General features: G+C 51.2%; 18 protein-coding genes. 15 read left to right on the forward strand and 3 right to left on the reverse strand.

Annotated features, from left to right (window positions below):
* Window positions 1-56: 56 nt before the first annotated feature.
* On the reverse strand, window positions 57-767 hold the full coding sequence (xdp1, locus tag AWU77_RS12145; protein WP_062063756.1) for an exosortase-dependent surface protein XDP1: 711 nt from the start codon (window positions 765-767) through the stop codon (window positions 57-59).
* A gap of 230 nt (window positions 768-997) precedes the next feature.
* On the opposite strand from xdp1, the gene AWU77_RS12150 reads away from it, so the two are divergent.
* The 8 genes from AWU77_RS12150 to AWU77_RS12185 all read left to right on the forward strand — a co-directional run bounded on the left by AWU77_RS12150 (window position 998) and on the right by AWU77_RS12185 (window position 13894).
* Entirely contained in the window at window positions 998-1951 is a 954-nt protein-coding gene (locus tag AWU77_RS12150) for a hydrogen peroxide-inducible genes activator (protein ID WP_062063758.1), read from the forward strand.
* A gap of 32 nt (window positions 1952-1983) precedes the next feature.
* Window positions 1984-3519 (forward strand): tryptophan halogenase family protein, encoded by a 1536-nt coding sequence (locus AWU77_RS12155; protein ID WP_062063760.1) that lies wholly within the window; start codon window positions 1984-1986, stop codon window positions 3517-3519.
* 65 nt (window positions 3520-3584) lie between these two features.
* Window positions 3585-4043, forward strand: coding sequence for a hypothetical protein (locus AWU77_RS12160; RefSeq protein ID WP_062063762.1), 459 nt, complete (start codon window positions 3585-3587; stop codon window positions 4041-4043).
* Window positions 4044-4306: 263 nt separating this feature from the next.
* Window positions 4307-8758, forward strand: coding sequence for a glutamate synthase large subunit (gene gltB / locus AWU77_RS12165; protein WP_062063764.1), 4452 nt, complete (start codon window positions 4307-4309; stop codon window positions 8756-8758).
* Window positions 8759-8785: 27 nt separating this feature from the next.
* Window positions 8786-10204: an FAD-dependent oxidoreductase gene (locus AWU77_RS12170; RefSeq protein ID WP_062063766.1), complete on the forward strand. Its 1419-nt coding sequence runs from the start codon at window positions 8786-8788 to the stop codon at window positions 10202-10204.
* A gap of 167 nt (window positions 10205-10371) precedes the next feature.
* Entirely contained in the window at window positions 10372-11439 is a 1068-nt protein-coding gene (gene hemE, locus AWU77_RS12175) for a uroporphyrinogen decarboxylase (protein ID WP_062063769.1), read from the forward strand.
* A gap of 236 nt (window positions 11440-11675) precedes the next feature.
* Window positions 11676-13043, forward strand: coding sequence for a DUF3391 domain-containing protein (locus AWU77_RS12180; RefSeq protein WP_062063964.1), 1368 nt, complete (start codon window positions 11676-11678; stop codon window positions 13041-13043).
* 95 nt (window positions 13044-13138) lie between these two features.
* The gene (locus AWU77_RS12185) at window positions 13139-13894 is read left to right on the forward strand and encodes a TerC family protein (RefSeq protein WP_238582409.1); all 756 of its coding nucleotides are present in this window, start codon (window positions 13139-13141) and stop codon (window positions 13892-13894) included.
* Between the two features lie 72 nt (window positions 13895-13966).
* On the opposite strand, the gene asd is transcribed toward AWU77_RS12185, so the two are convergent.
* Window positions 13967-14818: an archaetidylserine decarboxylase gene (asd, locus tag AWU77_RS12190; protein ID WP_062063773.1), complete on the reverse strand. Its 852-nt coding sequence runs from the start codon at window positions 14816-14818 to the stop codon at window positions 13967-13969.
* Window positions 14819-14906: 88 nt separating this feature from the next.
* Here asd and AWU77_RS12195 point away from each other — a divergent pair, with 88 nt between their 5' ends.
* The 5 genes from AWU77_RS12195 to AWU77_RS12215 all read left to right on the forward strand — a co-directional run bounded on the left by AWU77_RS12195 (window position 14907) and on the right by AWU77_RS12215 (window position 18819).
* Window positions 14907-15284, forward strand: coding sequence for a DUF6488 family protein (locus tag AWU77_RS12195; protein ID WP_062063776.1), 378 nt, complete (start codon window positions 14907-14909; stop codon window positions 15282-15284).
* A gap of 393 nt (window positions 15285-15677) precedes the next feature.
* A complete protein-coding gene (locus AWU77_RS12200; protein ID WP_084618328.1) occupies window positions 15678-16829 on the forward strand; it encodes a lytic polysaccharide monooxygenase in 1152 nt (383 codons plus the stop codon).
* 85 nt (window positions 16830-16914) lie between these two features.
* Entirely contained in the window at window positions 16915-17568 is a 654-nt protein-coding gene (locus AWU77_RS12205; protein WP_152625351.1) for a hypothetical protein, read from the forward strand.
* Between the two features lie 108 nt (window positions 17569-17676).
* Window positions 17677-18417 carry a M48 family metallopeptidase gene (locus tag AWU77_RS12210; protein WP_062063780.1) on the forward strand — a complete coding sequence of 247 codons (741 nt, stop codon included), beginning with the start codon at window positions 17677-17679 and terminating at the stop codon, window positions 18415-18417.
* An 18-nt stretch (window positions 18418-18435) separates the two neighbouring features.
* Entirely contained in the window at window positions 18436-18819 is a 384-nt protein-coding gene (locus AWU77_RS12215) for a DUF2750 domain-containing protein (protein WP_062063782.1), read from the forward strand.
* A gap of 6 nt (window positions 18820-18825) precedes the next feature.
* Here the strand turns inward: AWU77_RS12215 and AWU77_RS12220 are convergent, their stop codons facing one another.
* Window positions 18826-19203, reverse strand: coding sequence for a hypothetical protein (locus tag AWU77_RS12220; protein WP_062063784.1), 378 nt, complete (start codon window positions 19201-19203; stop codon window positions 18826-18828).
* Between the two features lie 361 nt (window positions 19204-19564).
* On the opposite strand from AWU77_RS12220, the gene AWU77_RS12225 reads away from it, so the two are divergent.
* Both AWU77_RS12225 and parC read left to right on the forward strand, forming a co-directional pair.
* On the forward strand, window positions 19565-19972 hold the full coding sequence (locus AWU77_RS12225) for an LEA type 2 family protein (protein WP_238582410.1): 408 nt from the start codon (window positions 19565-19567) through the stop codon (window positions 19970-19972).
* A 72-nt stretch (window positions 19973-20044) separates the two neighbouring features.
* On the forward strand, window positions 20045-22303 hold the full coding sequence (parC, locus tag AWU77_RS12230; protein ID WP_062063786.1) for a DNA topoisomerase IV subunit A: 2259 nt from the start codon (window positions 20045-20047) through the stop codon (window positions 22301-22303).
* The last annotated feature ends 44 nt before the right edge of the window (window positions 22304-22347 follow it).

Genomic DNA, 22347 nt, shown 5'->3' on the forward strand with positions numbered 1-22347 from the left:
AATAAAAAAGGGCGCTGAGAGCGCCCTTTTTGGGGTGGTCTAATTCACAGTGAGAACTAGACAGTGCGACGGCGTGTAGCGATCAAGCCAAGTAAGCCCAGCGCAAACAGCATCACAGAGCCTGACTCTGGAACCTTAACGGCTTCAAAGGTGATGGACTTAAGTTTGAAATAATCATTGTTTTGCGAAAGTGTTCCACCAAAAGCACGGTTGTATGCGCCAACCAGCCAATATTGCGCTTTCACATCGGCAGGGTTAACTGCAAAAGTACCTACGCCGTTGCGATTGTAGTTGCCAACCACGCTCCAGCCACTGCTGAGCAGTGCTGCCCAGTTGCTGCCAAAGCCGGTGAGGCCGCCAGAGAAAGGGGCTGCGCCTGTGTAAGCTAATACAGATACATCGGCATCGGTTTTGTACCAGCCAATGCCCAGGCCGCTCACATCAACAACTTTGTTGAAGGAGAACAGGAGTGCGTCGTAGTCGCCATTGGAGTTATCGACTGAGTGTTGCGGGCTGTTTTGGTTCTCAACACCAATGCCTGAACCAGACCATCGTGCAATTTGATCTTGTGCGATGGCTTTATCACCTGTGGATTTGTTGGACCATCCCGTGACAACGACATTGGCTTCTGTTGATGTGTAGCTAAACGAATTAGTATAACCGGCGGTGTTGGGCGCCAGGTTGATGGTGACCGGTACGGCAAACGCATTCATAGCGAAACCGGTGCTCAATGCGAGTCCTGCAATAAGCGATTTGATAGATAGCATGATAGTAGAGTCCATTAGTGAGTGGTGATGGGTACTGCAGCGGCATCTAAGGCAATTTTTGCGCCATGATTGTAACCATTTGATTTTCATTGTGATCCGGTTCGCATCTTAGATTGTGCTGGGGATTTGTGTAAGGTTTGTCGACAGAGGGGTATGTTGTTGGGGGCTGGCTTTACCCAGGATGGGGTAGGCGGGCACACTAGGTGTCATCACATTGGACTGAGTTTTCCATGACCCTGACTGAATTGCGCTATATCGTTGTGCTTGCTGAAGAGCAGCATTTTGGCCGAACCGCTGAGCGCTGCCATGTAAGTCAGCCCACCCTCAGTATTGCTGTGCGCAAGCTAGAGGAGGAGTTGGGAGTGGTGCTATTTGAGCGCAGCAAAACCAGCGTCCGCACCACCCTTTTGGGCAACAAAATTGTCGCCCAAGCGAGACTGTTACTGGCGAATGCGGCAGTGATTAAATCCTTGGCTGAGGCGGGAAGAGATCAGTTGACTGGTCCTTTGGTGGTGGGCGCAATTTTTACTCTGGGGCCCTATTTGCTGCCACAGCTTATTCCGCGCCTGAGGCAGCAAGCGCCCAATATGCCGCTCTATGTGCAGGAAGATTACGCCGAGAGTTTGCGCAAAAAACTTCGCGATGGCGTGCTGGATGCGATTGTGGTGTCGCTGCCGTTTAGTGAGCCGGATGTAGTGACCCAAGAATTATTTGATGAGCCGCTAGTGGTAGTTATGCCGCAGTCGCATCCGCTGGCGCGCAAGCAGGAAGTTGCCCCTGCGGATATCGCAAGCGCCAATTTACTGTTGCCGGGAGCGGGGCATTGCCTGCGCGAGCAAATCTTGGCATTGCATCCTGAATGGCGCGATGAACAGTCGGCGCGCCACAGGGCTGAAGGAAATAGCCTTGAAACCCTGCGCTGTATGGTGGCGGCAGGGTTGGGGGTGAGTGTGTTGCCGCGTTCAGCGGCAGAATCGGGCTTGTGTGCGGCTAATCGATTGGTCGCTCGTCCGCTGGTGGGTGGACAGCGCAAGTTGGGGTTGGCATGGCGTGCAAGTTTTCCGCGCCACAAGGCGATTGATGTGCTGCGCAAGGCAATCCAGACTTGTAGTGGCGACTACTGGAATTTCACTACTGAGCAGGAAGCGGTTGAGCAGACCATGCTGCCGCTGCAAGGTTGGTAATAATTGAATGCCATGTGGCGATGGGTACAGGTATGAACCCCCTTAAAAAAATTGTCATCCTCGGTGGCGGCACATCCGGCTGGATTGCAGCCTCGATGCTGGCAGCTCATTTCAAGCGCGAGCGGTGCGAGATCGAGTTGATCGAGTCAGATGAAATAAGCTCGGTTGGCGTTGGTGAATCCACTATTCCACCGGTGGTGCGCCTGATTAACCGCTTGGGTATCGATGAAGCCGAGTTTATCCGTGAGACTCAGGCCTGTTATAAGCTGGGGATTAAGTTCGTCGATTGGCGCACCAAAAATCAATCTTATTTTCACCCCTATGGCGCACTGGGTAAGCGCATCGACGCGCAAGATTTTTATCAGTGCTGGCTCAAGGCGACTATGGCCGGGGAGCAGTATGATTTGCAGGATTTTTCGCCATGTGCGGTGATGGCGGCGCAGGAGCGTTTTTTTCCTCCCATGCAAGCGATGAATACGCCGATAGGCGGCGCCAGTTATGCAGTGCATCTGGATGCCAAGCTGGTCGCTGCTTATCTGCGCCGCTACGCTGAGGCGCGCGGTGTGGTGCGCAGCGAGGGCAATTGTGTGCAGGTGCTGCGCAAGGATAATGGTTTTATCGATGCGCTTGAATTGTCGGATGGGCGCAGCATTCACGGCGACTTTTTTATTGACTGCTCGGGTTTTAGTGCGCAGCTGGTCGAAAAGGCACTTGGTGTTGAGTTTGAAGATTGGTCGAGCTATTTGCCCTGCGATCGCGCCATAGTGGTTAAAACCCAGGTGGCGGGTTCGCGCATGCCCTATACCACGGCGACGGCGCGTAAATCCGGTTGGGCTTGGCGTATCCCGTTGCGCAATGGCACGGGGCATGGCTATGTTTATTCGAGTCAATTTTGCACCGATGCTGAAGCTAAAAATACATTGCTAAAACATTTGGATGCCCCGCGTATAAGTGAGCCGCGAGTGATCCAGTTTGCTACCGGGCGGCGGGCGGAATTGTGGAAAGATAATTGTCTGGCGCTGGGTTTGTCAGGTGGATTTATCGAGCCGCTTGAGTCCACCGCGATTCACTTGATCGCGCGCGGCATGGATTTCTTTTTGCGTTTTTTTCCGGATGTAGAATGCGAGCCCAGCTTGCGGCGCGAGTACAATCGCCGCATGCACGCAGACTACGAAGAGGTGCGCGATTTTATTCTGCTGCATTATTGCACCAGTGAGCGCGATGACAGCGAGTTTTGGCGCTGGTGTAAAACTCTGGTGCTGCCCGAATCCCTGCGTGAGCGTATTGAATTATTTAAGGGGCACGGAATTTTGCGCGAAGATAATGATGAGTTGTTTCGCGCGAGCAGCTGGCAGTCGGTGTTTGAGGGGATGGGGATTCGCCCATTAAAATACAGTCCGCATGTAGATAATCTCGATTATGGTCGAATTAGCAAAACCTTGAAATTGGCGCGCTCGGCCATTTTCAATATGGTAAAAACCTTACCTTTGCACGATACCTATTTAGAGGAGCATTATGGTGCAGCTGCGGAGTCGCCAACAGCCTTGCCGCTGAACTCGGGTGACTGATGCAGGTCACAACTACTTGAGTGCCAAAGCGGTATGAAATCCATTATTGATAATAGGGTGTGTGCATGACTAAGTGGGGAATTTTGATTTTGGCAGCACTGTTGCTGATGGGCTGTAGTACGAACAACGGGCGCAGCTACGTCGAAACCGAAATGGCCGAGACGCTGGAGGTGGAAATATTGCCCAACACCAGCAAAATGTTCACGTATCGTTTGCGCTGGCCGGAAGAGTTAATTCCCAGTCATATCAATGTCGCGCGCAGAGGGAGTGACCCCGGCCGGGAGTTTGCTCAAGGCGGTGTTGATCTGGGGCGCAATACCTACGATCGCCTGCTGACGAATACCGCTTACGCCGTCAAGCAGGCGGGCTATTGTCGCGATGGTTTTTTTGAGCTGGATCGCAGTATTTCGCGCTATCACCTCTGGGTGCGCGGCGAGTGTAAAGATGGTGCTACTGAGGCTGATCGGCAGGCTTTTGGCGCCAAACAAACCCTGACTCCCGAGCGCTGGCAAAAATCCTCCTAGTTTTGCCAATGGTAGATTAGGGGGCAGGGTAATCGTCAGGTTGGCGTGTTTTTGCGTCAATTTGGTTCGCTTTTCATCCTCTGCCACTTCGGTGCTTGTCTTGCTAATAGCCTGCTAAGCGGGTAATATCCTGCGCCCATTTGCCTAGCCCCTACACATCAGGGGCTTTTTTGTCTGGGATGTGATTTGGCGCGGCTTTCGCATGTGCTTTTGGCTTTTAGCCCACGTATCCCTTGATAGAGTTTTTTGTTGAGAATCAGCCTATGACCACTGGCCTCTACCAGATAGACGAGTTCAAAGATAACTGCGGTTTTGGTTTGATTGCCCATTTAAAGGGCAAGACCAGCCATCGCCTGCTTACCACTGCTATCGAAGCCCTGACTTGCATGACCCACCGCGGTGGTATCAATGCGGACGGCAAAACCGGTGACGGTTGTGGTTTGTTAATCCAAAAACCAGACAGCTTTCTGCGCGCTGTGGCGAAAGAAGCCTGCGGTGCAGAGCTGACTCCTATCTATGGTGTGGGCGCGATTATGCTCAGCCCAGAGGTTGCCGTTGCCGACAAGGCGCGCGCAATTATGGCGGAAGAGCTGACCGCTCAAGGGCTGATTGTGGCGGGCTGGCGCGAAGTGCCGGTTGATCCGACGTGCCTCGGTCCAATCGCGTTGAAATCGCTGCCGACCTTTAATCACCTGTTTGTAAACAACCCTGATCTGACCATTGAGCAGGTCAATTCAAAGTTGTTTATGGCGCGTCGCAAAGCGGAAATTCGTCTTGCCGACGACAAATCCTTTTACGTGTGCAGCCTGAGCACCGGGATTCTCTCCTATAAAGGATTGATGATGCCGGTAGACTTGCCGCGTTTCTTTTCTGATCTGGCCGATGAGCGTTTGGAGACCGCGATCTGTGTATTCCACCAGCGCTTCTCTACCAACACGTCGCCGCGCTGGCCGCTGGCGCAGCCGTTCCGTATGTTGGCGCACAACGGCGAGATCAATACTATTGTGGGCAACCGCAACTGGGCGGTTGCACGTACCCCCAAGTTCGTCACGCCGCTCCTGCCTGACTTGAATAGCGTTACCCCGCTGGTAAACCGCACCGGTTCTGACTCTTCCAGCCTGGATAACATGCTGGAAATCCTGACCCTCGGTGGTATGGAGCTGCACCGCGCCATTCGTATGCTGGTGCCGCCGGCCTGGCAGAACGTGGAGAACATGGACCCGGATCTGCGCGCCTTCTACGAATACAACTCTATGCATATCGAGCCCTGGGATGGCCCCGCTGGCTTGGTAATTACCGATGGTCGCTACGCGGTTTGTACGCTCGACCGCAACGGTCTGCGTCCATCGCGCTGGGTTATCACCAAAGACGATATGATCACCGTGGCTTCGGAAGTGGGCGTGTACGCTTACGATCCGGCTGACGTAGTAGCAAAAGGTCGCCTTGGCCCAGGCCAGATCATGTCGATCGATACCTTGACCGGCACCTTGCATAACACCAAAGATATAGACAACCAGTTGAAATCTACCCAGCCCTACAAAAAGTGGCTGAAAGAGCGCGCGCTGCGCATTGAATCTACCCTCAACACCGACGCCAAAGAAAACGGTCTGGACGGTATTGCGCTGAAAGCCAATATGAAAATGTTCCAGGTCAGCTTTGAAGAGCGCGACCAGTTGTTGCGCCCACTCGCGGAAGGTGGTCAGGAGGCCGTTGGCTCCATGGGTGACGATACCCCAATGGCTGTGTTGTCACGCCAACAGCGCTCGCTGTACGACTATTTCCGCCAGCAGTTTGCTCAGGTTACCAACCCGCCAATCGACCCATTGCGCGAAGCGATTGTGATGTCGCTGGAAACCTGTCTCGGCCGTGAATTGCCTGTTTATGATGAGTTGCCTGAACATGCTGACCGCGTGATTCTGACTTCGCCCGTACTCTCGCCAGAGAAGTTCCGTGGTTTGATGAGTCTGAACCGCCCTGGTTATGAGCAGGCAACATTCTCGCTTTATTACAATGCTGACGAGACCAGCTTGAAGGCGGCATTAACCAAGTTGTGCGACGACGTAGCTGCTGCGGTTAAGTCGGGCAAAGTGTTGATCGTATTGAGCGATGCAGGTTTTGCGAAGGGCCAATTGCCGATTGCTGCGCTGCTTGCAGTGGGGGCGGTCAACCAGCATTTGACTAACGTTGGTCTGCGCTGTGACGCCAACCTCATTGTGGAGACCGGCAGTGCTCGCGATCCACATCAAATCGCTGCGTTGATTGGTTACGGCGCCACCGCTGTGTATCCATTCCTGAGCTACTACGTGCTCAACGATCTGATCGAAACCGGTGAATTGCTGAGTGATGTTGATACAGCCTACAAAAACTACCGTAAAGGTATCGACAAGGGTTTGCTGAAAATCCTGTCGAAAATGGGTATTTCCACTATTACCTCCTACCGCAGTGCGCAATTGTTTGAAGCGATTGGTCTGTCGGAAGAAGTGGTTTCTATGTGTTTTGAGAGCACGCCGTCCCGTGTGGCGGGCGCGCGTTTTGAAGACTTGGAAGCGGATCAAAAAATTCTTGCACAGAGTGCATGGGTGGAGCGTAAGCCGATTGTACAGGGCGGTTTGCTCAAGTATGTACACGGCTCTGAGTATCACGCCTACAACCCGGATGTTGTGCAAAGCCTGCAAAAGGCAGTGCAGAGCGGTAACTATGCGCTCTGGCGCAATTACGCGGATTTGGTAAATAAGCGCCCGGTATCTATGCTGCGCGATTTGTTGGCCATCCGTGAAGATGCTTGCAAGCCTGTACCACTGTCTGAAGTTGAGCCGATCGAAAGTGTGATCAAGCGTTTTGACTCGGCCGGTATGTCGCTCGGTGCCTTATCGCCAGAAGCGCACGAAGCCTTGGCTGAAGCGATGAACCGCTTGGGCGGTCGCTCTAACTCAGGTGAAGGTGGTGAAGATCCGGCGCGTTACGGCACCATCAAAACCTCCAAAATCAAACAAGTTGCCTCTGGCCGCTTTGGTGTTACACCAGCCTATTTGGTTAACGCTGAAGTACTGCAAATTAAAGTTGCCCAGGGTGCAAAACCCGGTGAAGGCGGTCAGCTGCCCGGCGGTAAAGTGAATGCGTTGATTGCGCGTCTGCGTCACTCGGTTCCCGGTGTGACCCTGATTTCGCCACCGCCGCACCACGATATCTACTCGATCGAAGATTTGGCGCAGCTGATTTATGACCTGAAACAAGTCAATCCCGATGCGCTGGTATCGGTTAAGCTGGTGTCGCGTCCTGGTGTAGGTACTATCGCTGCCGGTGTGGCCAAGGCCTACGCCGATTTGATCACTATCTCTGGTTACGATGGTGGTACTGCGGCCAGTCCGATGACTTCTATTAAGTATGCCGGTTCACCGTGGGAGTTGGGTCTGTCTGAAACTCACCAAACCCTGCGTGCTAACGACTTGCGCGATAAAGTTCGCGTGCAAACCGACGGCGGTTTGAAAACCGGTCTGGACGTAGTGAAGGCGGCCATGTTGGGTGCGGAAAGCTTCGGTTTTGGTACTGGCCCTATGGTGGCGCTCGGCTGTAAATACCTGCGTATTTGCCATTTGAACAACTGTGCGACCGGTGTTGCTACCCAGCAAGATAAGCTGCGTAAAGACCACTACATAGGCACGGTTGAAATGGCGATGAACTTCTTCAAATTCGTCGCAGAAGAAACCCGTGAGTGGATGGCACGTCTCGGTGTGCGCAGTTTGGGTGAATTGGTTGGCCGTGTGGATCTGTTGCAGATTCTTGAAGGTGAAACGGTTAAACAACAACAATTGGATTTAAAACCAATCATCCATACCGATGCGTTCCTTGAAACCAAGCCGCAGCTGTGTGCAGTGAGCAAAAATGAGCCGTTTGATAAAGGCGAAACCGCCGAGGCGATGATCAAGGTATTGCTGCCAACCATCGAAGCCAAAACCGGCGGTGAGTTTGAATTTCATATCACCAACTGCGACCGCTCCATCGGTGCGCGTATCAGTGGTGAAATCGCCAAGCGCTACGGCAACCAAGGCATGGCCGACAAGCCACTGAAGCTGAAGCTGACCGGTATCGCAGGTCAAAGCTTTGGTGTGTGGAACGCCGGTGGTTTGGAGATGTATCTCGAGGGTGATGCCAACGACTACGTAGGTAAAGGCATGGCAGGCGGTAAGCTGGTCATTCGCCCACCGCGCAGCTCGGGTTTCCAATCGAACAAAACCAGCATTATGGGTAATACCTGTTTGTATGGTGCAACCGGCGGTAAGCTGTTTGCAGCCGGTACTGCAGGTGAGCGCTGTGGTGTGCGTAACTCCGGTGCCCATGTGGTAGTGGAAGGTGCGGGCGACCACTGCTGTGAATACATGACCGGTGGTGTAGTGACCGTACTGGGGCAAACCGGGGTTAACTTCGGTGCCGGTATGACCGGTGGTTTTGCCTATGTATTGGATGAAGCCAATGACTTTGTGGATCGCTACAACCACGAGTTGGTGGATATCCATCGTATCAATACCGAAGCACTGGAAGCGCATCGCCATCATCTGCGCACCGTGATTGAAGAATTTGTGCAAGAGACTGAAAGTGCCTGGGGCCAACACCTGCTGGACAACTTCGATGACTACATCGGCAAGTTCTGGCTGGTTAAACCTAAAGCAGCGTCTTTGGGCAGTTTGTTGGTTAGTTTCCGCCAGCGCGGCGAATAACTCTTGGTGACGAGTGAGGTCAAGATTATGTCAGCACGTTTAAACAATGACTTTCAGTTTCTCGATGTGGGTCGTCAAGACCCCACCAAGAAAGATATAGAAACCCGCAGACGCAACTTTGTGGAGATCTACCAACCTTTTGCCAAAGAAGAGGTAGAGGGGCAGGCACATCGCTGCCTCGAATGTGGTAACCCCTATTGTGAGTGGAAGTGCCCGGTGCACAACTTCATCCCCAACTGGTTGAAGCTGATCTCTGAAGGCAATATTTTTGAAGCGGCGGAGTTGAGTCATCAGACTAACTCCCTGCCTGAAGTTTGCGGCCGCGTTTGCCCGCAGGATCGTCTGTGTGAGGGCGCCTGCACCCTGAACGACGGCTTTGGTGCGGTGACTATCGGCAACGCCGAGAAGTACATTACCGATACCGCTTTTGCCATGGGTTGGAAGCCGGATATGTCCAAAGTGGTTTGGACTGACAAAAAAGTCGCTATTATCGGCGCTGGCCCTGCAGGTATTGGCTGTGCCGACGTACTGGTGCGCAACGGCGTTAAACCAGTTGTGTTCGACAAGTATCCCGAAATCGGCGGCCTGCTGACCTTTGGTATTCCCGAGTTCAAGCTGGAAAAATCAGTGATGAGCCGTCGTCGCGAAATCTTTACCGAAATGGGTATCGAATTCCGTTTGAATACCGAAGTGGGCAAAGACATCACCATGGAAGAATTGCTGCGCGATTACGATGCAGTATTCATGGGCATGGGGACTTACACCTACATGAAAGGCGGCTTCCCCGGTGAAGACCTGCCCGGTGTTTACGATGCACTGCCATTTTTGGTTGCCAACGTGAACCGCAATCTCGGCTTTGAAAAGAGCCCGGAAGACTTCATCAGCGTAAAAGGCAAAAAAGTTGTGGTGCTCGGTGGTGGTGATACCGCCATGGACTGTAACCGCACTTCTATTCGTCAGGGCGCGCTGAGCGTGAGCTGTGCTTACCGTCGCGACGAAGAAAACATGCCCGGCTCCAAGCGCGAAGTTGCCAATGCCAAAGAAGAAGGCGTGCAATTCCTCTACAACCGTCAGCCAGTTGAAGTGGTTGGTAATGGTAAGGTAGAGGGCGTTAAAGTAGTCACTACCAAGATGGGTGAGCCAGATGCCAACGGTCGTCGCAGTCCGGTGGTGGTTCCTGGTTCAGAAGAAATTCTGCCTGCCGATGTGGTCTTGATCGCCTTTGGTTTCCGCCCAAGTCCACAGCCTTGGTTCGAAACAAACGGTGTTAAAACCAATGATTGGGGTGGTGTGATCGCGCCTGAGAAACAGCAGTACAAGTTCCAAACCAGCAACCCGAAAGTGTTTGCCGGTGGCGATATGGTGCGCGGTTCTGATCTGGTGGTTACCGCTATTTGGGAAGGCCGCGAAGCCGCTGATGGTATTCTCGATTACCTGCAGGTATAACAGGCAAATCTGACATCGTAGGATGGGTGGAGCGCGAGCAATACCCATCATCTGCGCCGAGATATCTGGTGGGTATCGCTTAGCGCTCCACCCACCCTACAACCCCGCCTTTGCGGGGTTTGTTTTATCCATAACACAAGCAAGGCTAATGGCCTGAGGATAAGAGAATGACAGAGCTCAAAAACGACCGTTTTCTGCGTGCATTGCTGAAGCAACCTGTTGATGTAACGCCAGTCTGGATGATGCGTCAGGCTGGCCGCTACTTGCCAGAGTATCGCGCCAGTCGCGCTAAAGCAGGCGATTTTATGGGGCTCTGCACTAATCCTGACGCGGCTTGTGAGGTGACTCTGCAGCCGCTGGATCGCTACCCAGGTCTGGATGCGGCCATTCTCTTCTCCGATATTCTCACAATCCCCGACGCCATGGGTTTAGGCCTCTATTTTGAGACAGGTGAAGGACCCAAGTTTAAAAAAGCCGTACGCACAGAAGCCGATGTGAATGCGCTTAAAGTGATTAACCCGGAGCAGGATTTACCCTACGTAGTTAACGCGGTCAAAACCATTCGTCGTGAGCTTAATGGCCGCGTGCCCTTGATTGGCTTCTCGGGTAGCCCTTGGACGCTGGCAACCTACATGATCGAAGGTGGCTCCAGCCGCGATTTTCGCCGCGCCAAAGAAATGCTATACAACCAGCCGCAGGTGATGCATCGCTTATTGGATGTATTGGCTGACTCAGTGACCGTTTATCTCAATGCGCAAATTACTGCCGGCGCACAAGCGGTACAGATTTTTGATACCTGGGGCGGCGCTTTGTCCCATGCGGCCTACCAAGAATTTTCGCTCAAGTACATGCAAAAAATTGTCAGCGGTTTGATCCGTGAGCACGAGGGGCGCCAAGTGCCTGTGATTCTGTTTACCAAGGGTGGTGGCCAGTGGTTGGAGTCTATGGCGGCAACTGGTGCAACGGCACTAGGTTTGGATTGGACAACCGATATCGCCGCCGCGCGCGCGCGCGTGGGTAATCAAGTCGCATTGCAAGGCAATATGGATCCGACGATTTTGTATGCCTCGCCCGAACGTATTCGCGCTGAAGTGGGCAGTATTTTGGCTGCTTACGGTAATGGCTCTGGTCACGTGTTTAATCTGGGGCACGGCATTACGCCAGAAGTTGATCCCGCTCATGCCGGTGCGTTTATTGATGCAGTTCATGAGTTGTCTGCGCAGTATCATCCATAGTTATTGCCTTGTAGGGTAGAGATTGCGCCTTTAATCCGTCGGCTATGGCATGGCGCGCCTTTCTTGATTACACTCCACGCACTATTGAGGTTTTTTTAGGATAATTTAGAGCCTGAGTCAGGTTGCGCAGACGGATGAGATTTGTGAGCGCCGCCGTGCAACTCAGGAATATTTATCTAAGTCCCGAACTAAATAAGGCTGATAATGCGCACCTGAGGGTGCTGTGGGGAACAGGCGTGGGAATCAAGCAAGTCAAAGTTGACGTCAATGAGTTAACCATAGGCATGTTTGTGTCGGGGCTGGATCGCCCTTGGTCACAAACGCCTTTTCCCCTGCAGGGGTTTTATTTGCGTGATCTGGGCGAAGTTAATCAGCTCAAAGCGCTCTGTAATTATGTTTTTATCGATATCGAAAAAGGTCGCGGTCCGATAGCAGCCAATCTGAAAACCGTTGCCCCCTCTGGTAAAAAGGCCCCTATTCGCGAGCGAGCGAGTTCTTTTAATGAAACTGTAGCGCCACTTAAAATCCAACGTGGACTTTATCGCGAAGTTGAACCCTTGCAGCGCGAGGTGAAAAAAGCCCGTCAATTGCATCAGAAAGTATACGGTGCGGTGGAAGAGGTGATGGAGCAGCTCGAAAAAAATCAGTTTGACTCCCTATCATTGGGCGAAACCAAGCGTGTTGCCAGCGAAATGGTAGACAGCGTACTGCGCAATCCGGATGCCTTTACCTGGCTGTCGCGGGTGCAGGAAAAAGACGAATATACCTACAGCCATGCGGTACGTTCATCCGTATGGGCGATTTTATTTGGTCGCCACATTGGCCTGCCCAAGCGCGACCTGGATGTGCTGGCGATGGGCGTCTTGTTAAAAGATGTGGGCAAGGTCATGTTGGATGTAGCCTTGCTGTCCAAAATGGATCGCAACGCTGACGAAGAGCATCTCTACGAAACGTTTATTGAGCTCGGCTGTGAAATCCTGCGAAAGACGCCGGGAGTCGAGCCGCGCGTGATTAGCGTGGTAAAAACCCACTGTGAGCGATTGAATGGTAGCGGTTTTCCACAGGGCTTGTCGGGCGATAAAATTCCCTTGCTGGGCAAGATTGCAGGCATAGTAACCTATTACGATTTTGTTACTAACCCGCGTGGTTCGCGTCACCCCATTGCGCCCTCCAAAGCTGTGGCCAAGCTTTATGAGTTGCGCAATATTCAATTTCAAGAAGAGCTGGTAGTGGAGTTTATTCGCGCTATTGGGCTTTATCCTACCGGCACACTGGTAGAGTTAAGCACGGGTGAAGTGGCCGTTGTGGTTGAGCAAAATTTTGAACGCCGGTTAAAGCCACGAGTCATTGTTGTACTGGATGCATATAAGCAGCCGCTAGGTGAATACTTGCTGCTGGATTTGTCGGAAGATGACAAACGCAAACAAGAATTGCTCGATTCCGGTAAAAAAACGCGTTATGAAATTGAAAAAATTGAAATTGCGCGGGATCTTGAGCCCGGCAGTTACGATGTGGATATCGCCAGTATTCGCGATCACTATTTAATGAAAAATGAGAAGAAAGGTTTGATGGCACTGCTGAGCCGGCTGACAACCCGTACCTGATCTTAGCGTTAAGGTATTTTTTTTGAAAACCGCAGGCAGAATTGTCTGCGGTTTTTTAATGGGCGTTTTATTCGTAGTCACTATCACTGGAGTTAATGATGTTTGAATGGTTGGCAAGTCCGGAGGCCTGGGTTGCATTGGCAACACTCACCGCGCTGGAAATTGTATTGGGAATCGACAATATTATTTTTATTTCGATTCTAGTGGGGCGTTTACCCGAAAGTCAGCGCAAGTTTGCGCGCAACGTCGGCTTGGGTTTGGCGATGATTACACGCTTGGCATTGCTCTTTTCGCTGGCATGGATAATGGGGCTGGTGGATCCGCTGTTTAGTGTGCTGGGGGAGGAAATCTCTGGGCGCGATATTATTCTCATCGGCGGCGGTTTGTTCCTGATCGCCAAAGCAACCCATGAAATTCACAGTAGTCTTGAAGGTGCGATTGAAGCGGAGCGCAATGTCGCTGCTCATGGATTGATGATTGTGTTGGTGCAAATTGCAATTTTGGACATAGTGTTTTCACTCGATTCAGTGATCACTGCAGTCGGTTTGGTGAGTCAGGTGCCGATCATGGCTACTGCAATTATTATCGCTGTGGGAGTGATGTTATTTGCCGCAAAGCCGATTGGCGATTTTGTCGATGCCCACCCCACCATTAAAATTCTTGCCTTGTCATTTTTGGTGATTGTTGGATTCACATTGCTAGTTGAAGGTTTTGATGTGCATGTGCCCAAGGGTTACATCTACTTTGCGATGGCGTTTTCACTCGGGGTAGAGATGATTAATATTAAGTTGCGCAAACATCAGGATAAACCGGTGGAGTTACGCAAAGATTATCCAGGTGAGCAGAAATAAGTATCGCCGCGCACTACAAACAAAAAGGCCAATCTCGCGATTGGCCTTTTTTATTTCTCTTAGTGCGGTAGCTTAGATTTTATTGCCCATGCGCTCACCCATTTTGGTTGGGCTGCCTGCGCTATATTGTGTATCCCATTGCATTTTATCTTTAGCAAACAATACCACTGCCGTCGAGCCCAATTTAAATCGCCCCATTTCATCGCCTTTGTTCAGAGTGATGTTTTGGTAGGGGTAAAGCGAAGTGGCAATTTCGCGGCTGGCAAAAGGGGCGATTTGGCCATCCCACACGGTTTCAATACCAGCCACAATCATGGCGCCTACCAGCACCACGGCCATGGGGCCTATATCGGTATCAAAAATGGCGACCGCGCGTTCATTGCGGGAAAACAAGCGCGGGACGTTTTCAGCGGTGACAGTGTTGACCGAAAATAATTCGCCGGGGATGCTCACCATCGCGCGCAGTTTGCCACCGTAGGGCATATGTACACGGTGGTAATCGCGCGGCGATAAATACACGGTGGCAAAATTACCATCGGCAAATTCAGCGGCCAGAGCCTCATCGCCGCCGAGCAATTCCAAAGCGGTGTAACTCTGACCTTTTGCTTGAAAGATGCGACCATCAATAATTTTACCCAGTTGACTGATGGCACCATCGGCGGGGCAGACGATTGAATCGGCATTGATATCGATGGGGCGAGCATCTGGTTTTAACGCGCGAGTAAAAAAATCATTGAAACAGGAATAGGCAAGCGGGTTTTCTTCCGCTGCTAGACTCATATCCACTTTGTAACGTTTTACAAACCACTTGATAAAGGTGTTTTTTAGTAGCGAGCTTTCTGTGCTGGCTAGCCAACCGGCGGCGCGTGAAAGGCCGTGTTGGGGTATCAAATGTTGCAAGCGGATGAAAAGTTTGTCATTCATGTATTTTTATAATTCCTGCATAGGCAGCGCACTGCCTGAAAAAGAGAGTGCCGCAGTTTAGCAAATATTGAATAACAGTGAGGTTCTTATGCGTAAGTTACTGCGAGTCTTTAGCCCGCTCCTGACATTGTTTTTTCTGTCAATTGCTGCTGCGCATGAAGGGCATGACCATATGCCGGTGACGATGAAAAAGGCGGTGGAGATTGCATTGGCTACCGCGCGGGATGCCAGCTTTGCTGCCCAGCCAGCCCTGAGTTTGCCGCAGCTGGAGCAGAGTTGGCGCGATTTGCCAGTAGGCGCCGCGCAGATTGTCGAAAACGGACGGGGCTATTATTTGGTAAGGGTGGAAAATCCGTCACAGACAAAAATACTACACCTAAAAATTTTGCTAGATGGCCGTGTTGAAGCGGCTAATGTTTCCGATCGCGTAGTATCCTCGGCGGCGACCAGCGCTATTGCACCATAGTCGATATTGGTTGACGCTTAAATATTCTTCCAGTTTGTATTCTCCAACAATTTAATCTTTCTCTGTCGCCTCAGTTTTCCAATGGTTTGACAGCGCTGTCGCAGGGGCGGATATTCGTTGGTTCGGTTGTCCATCTGCTCGCCACTCAGGAAGTTAGAATGTATTTGTGGCGATTCTCATAATAATAAGATCGACCGTGCTCTCTCCTATGATTTTGCTGTTCATAAGCACTCGCTGGACTACTGATTGTGCATCGCTTCCTGGTTTGCCCGTGTGGGGCATGAATTATTTATTTGCTAAATAGTTGCGCCGCAATACAGGTAAACCCGATGGCGACGGTGATTCCCGAAGCAGGGAATTGTGTCTAAATCCGGTTAAGTGAGGATGTGAATAATGAAAAATAATTTTATGACGACGAGTGGGTTGGGCGCTGTGATATTGGCCTTGTCTGCATTGAGTTTCGGGCATGGTTTTGTCGATAGTCCCGGTGCGCGCAATTACTTCTGCGGCAAGGTCACCAAACCCGATGAGGTCGCCAATGGAACCGCCAGGTACCCTGTGTGTGGCGATGCATTTGCGAATGACTTTAACGGCGGCTACTCCTATATGAGCGTGTTGAATCATCATCAGGGGCGCAAAGTGTTGGGGCCATCTACCAAGCACGTATGTGGCTTTGACAGTGAAACATGGCAGGGCGGTAAAACCCCGTGGGACAATGCCATTAATTGGCCGGTCAATAACATCAGTTCGGGGCGGCAAGTGTTCTCTTGGGATATTAGCAACGGCCCGCACTTTGATGACACCTCCGATTTTCGTTACTGGATTACCAAACCGGGATTTACTTATCAAGTAGGGCGAGAGCTAACGTGGGCGGATTTTGAAGATCAACCTTTCTGTGATTTGCCCTACAACGACGACAATCCCGGCGCCTATCCCAACGTACGTGCGGAAAAAGCCACAGCACATATCCACACCACCTGTACCGTACCGGCGCGCACGGGTCGCCATGTGATATACGCCGAATGGGGCCGCGAGCCGCCAACCTATGAGCGCTTTCATGGTTGTATCGATGTGCAAATCGGCGGCGGTGGCGCCAGCTCAGTCCCTGCAACATCATCGAGTAGATCGAGCATTGCGCCAGCCTCATCAAGTCGCTCGAGTATCGCCCCCGCCTCATCCAGTCGTTCAAGTGTTGCGCCCAGCTCAACACCCGCTTCCAGCAGGGCATCCAGCAGTGCGGGTACAACTGCCGGCTTGAGTTGTGCCTACGTAGTTACTAACTCATGGGGCAGCGGTTTTACCGGTGTGATTCGCGTAACCAATACGGCTAGCGCGACCAAGACGGGCTGGACGGCGAGTTGGCAATATACCGGTAGCAACCGCATCACCAGCTCCTGGAATGCGACGCTTACCGGTAGCAATCCATACTCGGCGACTAATCTCAGTTGGAATGGCACTTTGATTACCGGGCAGACGGCTGAATTTGGCTTTCAGGGGAATACCAATGGCAATGGTGTAGAAACACCGGTGGTTACCTGCCGTTAATCGCACAACATAACACTGCATTACCCGACAGGAATGGTGCGATTCCTGTCGGGATCAGTTGCGCGCAAGTCATTTGAGGTAGTGAGTGAATCGACCAAATACCAATAATCCTTTGCCCTTGTGGATCGCCCTAATGGTAGTGCCAATACTGTCTCTGGCACTTTATCTACAGTTTGCGGATGCGCCAGCAACAAATAAGGATGATAGTGTAGCTAGTCGTGTAACTGAGCATGAGCAATCTGCAAACCATCATTCCAAAGCGGTAAATAGCAAGGCGGATGCTAATTCTCCCCAAGTTGCTATTACAAAAGCGCCGAATGAGTTACCTGAACCAAAGGTAAGTTCTGATGTGAGGCTTGATCCAGAGACTGCGCGTGCAGCAGTGCAGAAGGTGGAAAACAGTGTTTACGAGCGCGCTACGGCGATGTTTGAGCGCGAGCCAGTGGATGTTGAATGGGCGAATAGATATGAGCAGTCGCTGCGCGATATGTTTGCGCTGCATCAGGGGTTGCAGCGCGTTAGCATCAATAGTATTAGCTGTCATACCACCATGTGTCGCATAGAAGTATTTACCCCGCGCGATGCTGATGCCGATTTTTTTACTGCGATGTTTTATGACGGTCTCGCCAGCTTTCGTGCCGGTGAATTAAACGCCGAAGCGGCGATTGCCCGCCGGATGGAGCTCGGGATGACCTCTGTTTATGTTGCGCGCAAGGATCACACTCTTGGCTTCTACTGAATTTACCCGTATCAACCTGTGTTATCGTTGTCGCCTCGATTAATACGAGGTGTCTAGTCTTGCCTTTTTTAATATCTGTCTCATCTCTTTTTGCGCTCAGGCATGACAATGGCTGAGTGGTTTGGCTTAAAAAAAGCAGCACCTGTACCTACAGACTTAGGTTTTGAATTCAGTATCGCCCGCTCGCCCAAGCGGCGCAGTATTAGTATTGAAATCCGCAAAGCCCAGGTGGTGGTGCGCGCACCCATGGGTGTTGCGCAGTCGGTACTGATGGGTTTTTTGCAGGAAAAAGCTGTCTGGGTTAAGGCTAAGATTGCCGAGCAACAGCAGGCTTTAGCGCTCCAACCTGAGCCGCGCCGTTATGTGCAGGGCAGTCAGATTCCATTTATGGGAGAGGTTTTAACGCTGGTGCTTGGGCGCGGCGCGCGCGCAGCCATTGCGCGCATCGACCAACAGCTGCACCTGATTTTGTCGTCGCGTGTGCGAGTGGATGAAGAAACACAGATTCGCCAGCTGCTCAGCCGCTGGTATCAACAACAGGCATTGCGCATTCTCACCGATAAAACCCAGCGCTTATCCCAGGCGATGGGGCTGGTGTGCGCCCAGGTAAGCATTAAGGCAACTCGCTCAAAGTGGGGGCACTGCACTAGCCGCGGCGCGATCCAGTACAACTGGCAGATACTGCTAGCCCCGGAGGCCATAGTCGATTATCTTGTCGCCCACGAAGTCAGTCACCTGCGCCACCACAATCACAGTGCGGATTTTTGGGCGTTGGTCGCCAGCGTCTGCCCTACCTTCAAGGCAGATCGCGCCTGGCTCAAGTCCGAAGGCGCAAGTCTCAGTTTATAAACTCCAAAAGGTTTTAACATGAATGACATAATCACAATCGATCCGCTGAGCGACGACCCTGCCGAAAATTTGGATCGTTTTATCGTAGAAGCTATGGAGTTAGGTTGTGTCTGGGGCTTGGAAGGGCCAGACGGTTGGGCGCTGAGCGCATCAGAGGCCCATAACGATGTTGATGTGATGCCATTTTGGTCGCAGGAAAGTTTTGCGCAGGCTCATTGTCAGGACGACTGGAAAGATTACAAGCCAGTGGCGGTGGAACTGGTGGAATTTCTTGAAGATTGGTTGCCCGGGCTGCATGAAGATGTGCTGTTGGTGGGCATTAATTGGAATGACGCGCTGGAAGGTGAAGAGTTGGAACCGCTCGATTTGCTTGAAGAATTTGAAGCGGAGATGGGCGAGTAAACCCGATTAATAAAAACCATTGTCGGTAAATTGATTGTAATCATCATCGTCGTCGCCAAACAGATGCATGTGCAAAATATCGACCTCATAATGTTTAACGTAATCGTTAAGCATTTTTAGGCTGGCCAAGCCAGGTGTCACGCTGTACCAATAATTACTCGTTTCATCATGCGTCGCTAATACAAACTCCAGCGCACCTGGCACCATCTTGCGGCTGAGATGGCTAAAAATTTTGCGCTGCAATTGCAATACTGAAAAATTAAAGCCCGTACATAAATGCACTAATTGCAGATACTGGCTATCGCGCCGGTCTTGCAGGCGAAGGTCGCGGCTGCCGAATAGCTCATCCGGATTAATCAATGTTTTACACGGTGAGTTGGGCATAGGCTTTTAGTCAGTTAAACGTGAATAATACTTATAAGCTGACCGTCAATGGTCGGGTGATGCCAGCAGAAGCTCGCTGCTATTTTCCCGGAATGATATGTGTAATCTTATTTTACCGGCTCATCGACGCGATGCTAAAGACGAATACCCAGTAAAAAGAGCGCGGATTAGATCACATTGAGGTTAATGTGCAAGTGCTGGTATTCACATTTTTGTTGGGAAGGGGATTGAAGTGAAATTTATTGTTGTAACACAAAACATATTGCATCAAATCGTAACAATGACGGTTGCAATGTATATTAAAAGAGCGATTACATTTTTTTTAATAACCTGCAGTTTAGTGTTGGCGAGCTGTTCGAGTTTGCAGCCAAAATTGGAACAGCCCACCGTAAAAGTTGTGAGCGCGCAATTATTGCCAGCGCAGGGGTTTAGTCAGCCGATTGAAGTCAGTTTATTGATCGCGAATCCAAATGATCGCGATCTCAGTCTGCGTGGCATGTCCTACACCATCGGCATAGAAAACTTCGAGGTGCTTAGTGGTGTCAGTGATCAGTTGCCCGCGCTGACTGCTTACCAGGAGACTCCAGTGAAAGTGGTTGTCAGCGCAAATGTACTGCAGTTAGTGCGGTTGCTGGAGCACTTTGGTCGCAATGGTCTAAAAGAAAATGTAAATTACTCTTTTTCGGCCAAATTGGATTTTAGTGCTTGGTTGCCATCCTTGCGTATAAATGAGCAAGGCTCAATTCCACTGACTGCCAAAAAGCGTTAAACCAGATTAGCGCTATAATTTTTTAGTATTCATCAAACGAGCAAGCTGAATTTTGTATTTTCAGGATATTCAATGAGTGACGAAATAACCCTGCCCGAGGCCGATGAGCGTATCGCGCTCAAAGACTACACCGAGAAAGCCTATCTCGATTATTCCATGTATGTGATTCTCGATCGCGCCCTGCCACATATTGGCGATGGCCTTAAACCAGTACAGCGCCGCATTGTTTACGCGATGAGTGAGCTGGGTTTAAAGGCCAGCGCCAAATATAAAAAATCCGCGCGCACCGTGGGTGATGTGATCGGTAAATTTCACCCGCACGGCGACTCTGCATCCTATGAAGCCATGGTGTTAATGGCACAGCCATTTTCCTATCGCTATACGCTGGTTGATGGACAGGGTAACTGGGGTTCACCCGATGATCCCAAATCCTTTGCGGCGATGCGTTATACCGAATCGCGTCTCACCAAATACAGTGAAGTTTTGCTGGAAGAGTTGGGGCAGGGCACGGTTGATTGGCAGCCGAATTTTGATGGCACGCTGGAAGAGCCTATCGTATTGCCCGCGCGCGTTCCCAACGTATTGCTGAATGGCACCACCGGTATTGCGGTAGGTATGGCGACCGATATTCCCCCGCACAATTTGCGTGAAGTCGTGAATGCTTGTGTGCATCTGCTCGATAACCCACAGGCCACCGTGACAGAGTTATGCGAGTTTATTCAAGGGCCGGATATGCCCACCGAGGCGGAAATTATTTCGCCGCGTGAAGACCTTATTAAAATGTACGAGACGGGGCGCGGCAGTGTGCGCATGCGTGCGGTCTGGCAAAAAGATGAAGAGTCGGGCGACGTGATTATCACCGCACTACCGCATCAGGTCAGTGGTGCAAAAATTCTCGAGCAAATTGCCGCGCAAATGCAAGCAAAAAAATTGCCTATGGTTGCCGACTTGCGCGACGAATCGGATCATGAAAATCCTACGCGATTAGTTATTATTCCGCGCTCAAATCGTGTTGATGTTGAGCAGGTGATGCAGCATCTATTTGCTACCACCGAGCTCGAACGCACCTATCGTGTCAATATGAACATGATTGGAATCGATGGCCGCCCGGCGGTGAAATCGCTCGGCAAAATTTTGACTGAATGGTTGAGCTTTAGAACCGTTACTACCCGTCGCCGATTGCAATACCGTTTGGAAAAAGTAGAAGAGCGCTTACTGCGTTTGGCGGCATTGATGGTGGTGTTCCTCAATGTGGACGAAGTAATTCGCATTATTCGCGAAGAAGATAACCCCAAGCCAGTGTTGATGGAACGTTTCAATTTAATTGAAATGCAAGCTGAATATATTCTCGAAACCAAATTACGTCAGTTAGCGCGTTTGGAAGAGATGAAAATTCTGGAAGAGAAAACCGCGCTGGAAAAAGAGCGCGACGGCTTGCAAAAAATTCTTGAGTCGGCAGTCAAATTAAAAAATCTGGTGCGCAAAGAATTAATCCAAATTGCTGAAGCCTTTGGTGACGATCGTCGCTCGCCAATCGTTGCGCGCGCTGAAGCTCAGGCTCTGACTGAAACCGAATTGTTGAGTGTTGATCCAGTCACCGTGGTGATTTCGGATAAGGGCTGGATTCGCGCCGCGAAGGGGCACGAGATAGACCCAGCTGGCTTAAGTTACAAGGCCGGCGATAGCTTTAAGTTTGCGCTGCGCGGCAAGAGCAATCAGCAGGTGATCCTGATCGACTCAACCGGCCGTAGCTATTCCCTGCCTGCACACAACCTGCCGTCAGCGCGCGGTCAGGGTGAGCCATTGAGTGGGCGAATCAGTCCGCCCAATGGTGCGACCTTTGAAGGTGCGTTAATGGGCACCGATCAGCAGCGGGTATTGCTGGCGTCTGATGCGGGCTATGGTTTTATTGCTCGTCTTGAAGATCTCACCAGTAAAAATAAAGCTGGTAAAGCCTTGTTAACTTTACCTGATGCAGCGCTGGTTTTGCCGCCGCAATTACTTGATAATCCCGAACAGGCATTGCTCGCTGCGGTCAGTAATGATGGCCGTTTATTAGTGTTCCCGGTGACCGAGTTGCCCGAGCTGGCGCGCGGTAAAGGGAATAAGATTATGAATATACCCTCGGCGCGAGCGGCAACGCGCGAAGAGTTTGTGGTTTCGGTTAATGTCATCAATCCGGGTCAATGCCTGACGCTGCATTCAGGTAAACGTCACATTACCTTGAAATTGTCTGATCTGGAGCATTACAAGGGTGAACGCGGTCGGCGCGGCAACAAGCTTCCGCGCGGTTTCCAAAAGGTCGATAAGGCTGAAGTGACCGATAAGTGACGATAAAGTAGGGGCGGTTATTCCGCCTTTATTTTTTAAGCAAT

This window comes from Cellvibrio sp. OA-2007, assembly GCF_000953825.1.
Lineage (GTDB): Bacteria > Pseudomonadota > Gammaproteobacteria > Pseudomonadales > Cellvibrionaceae > Cellvibrio.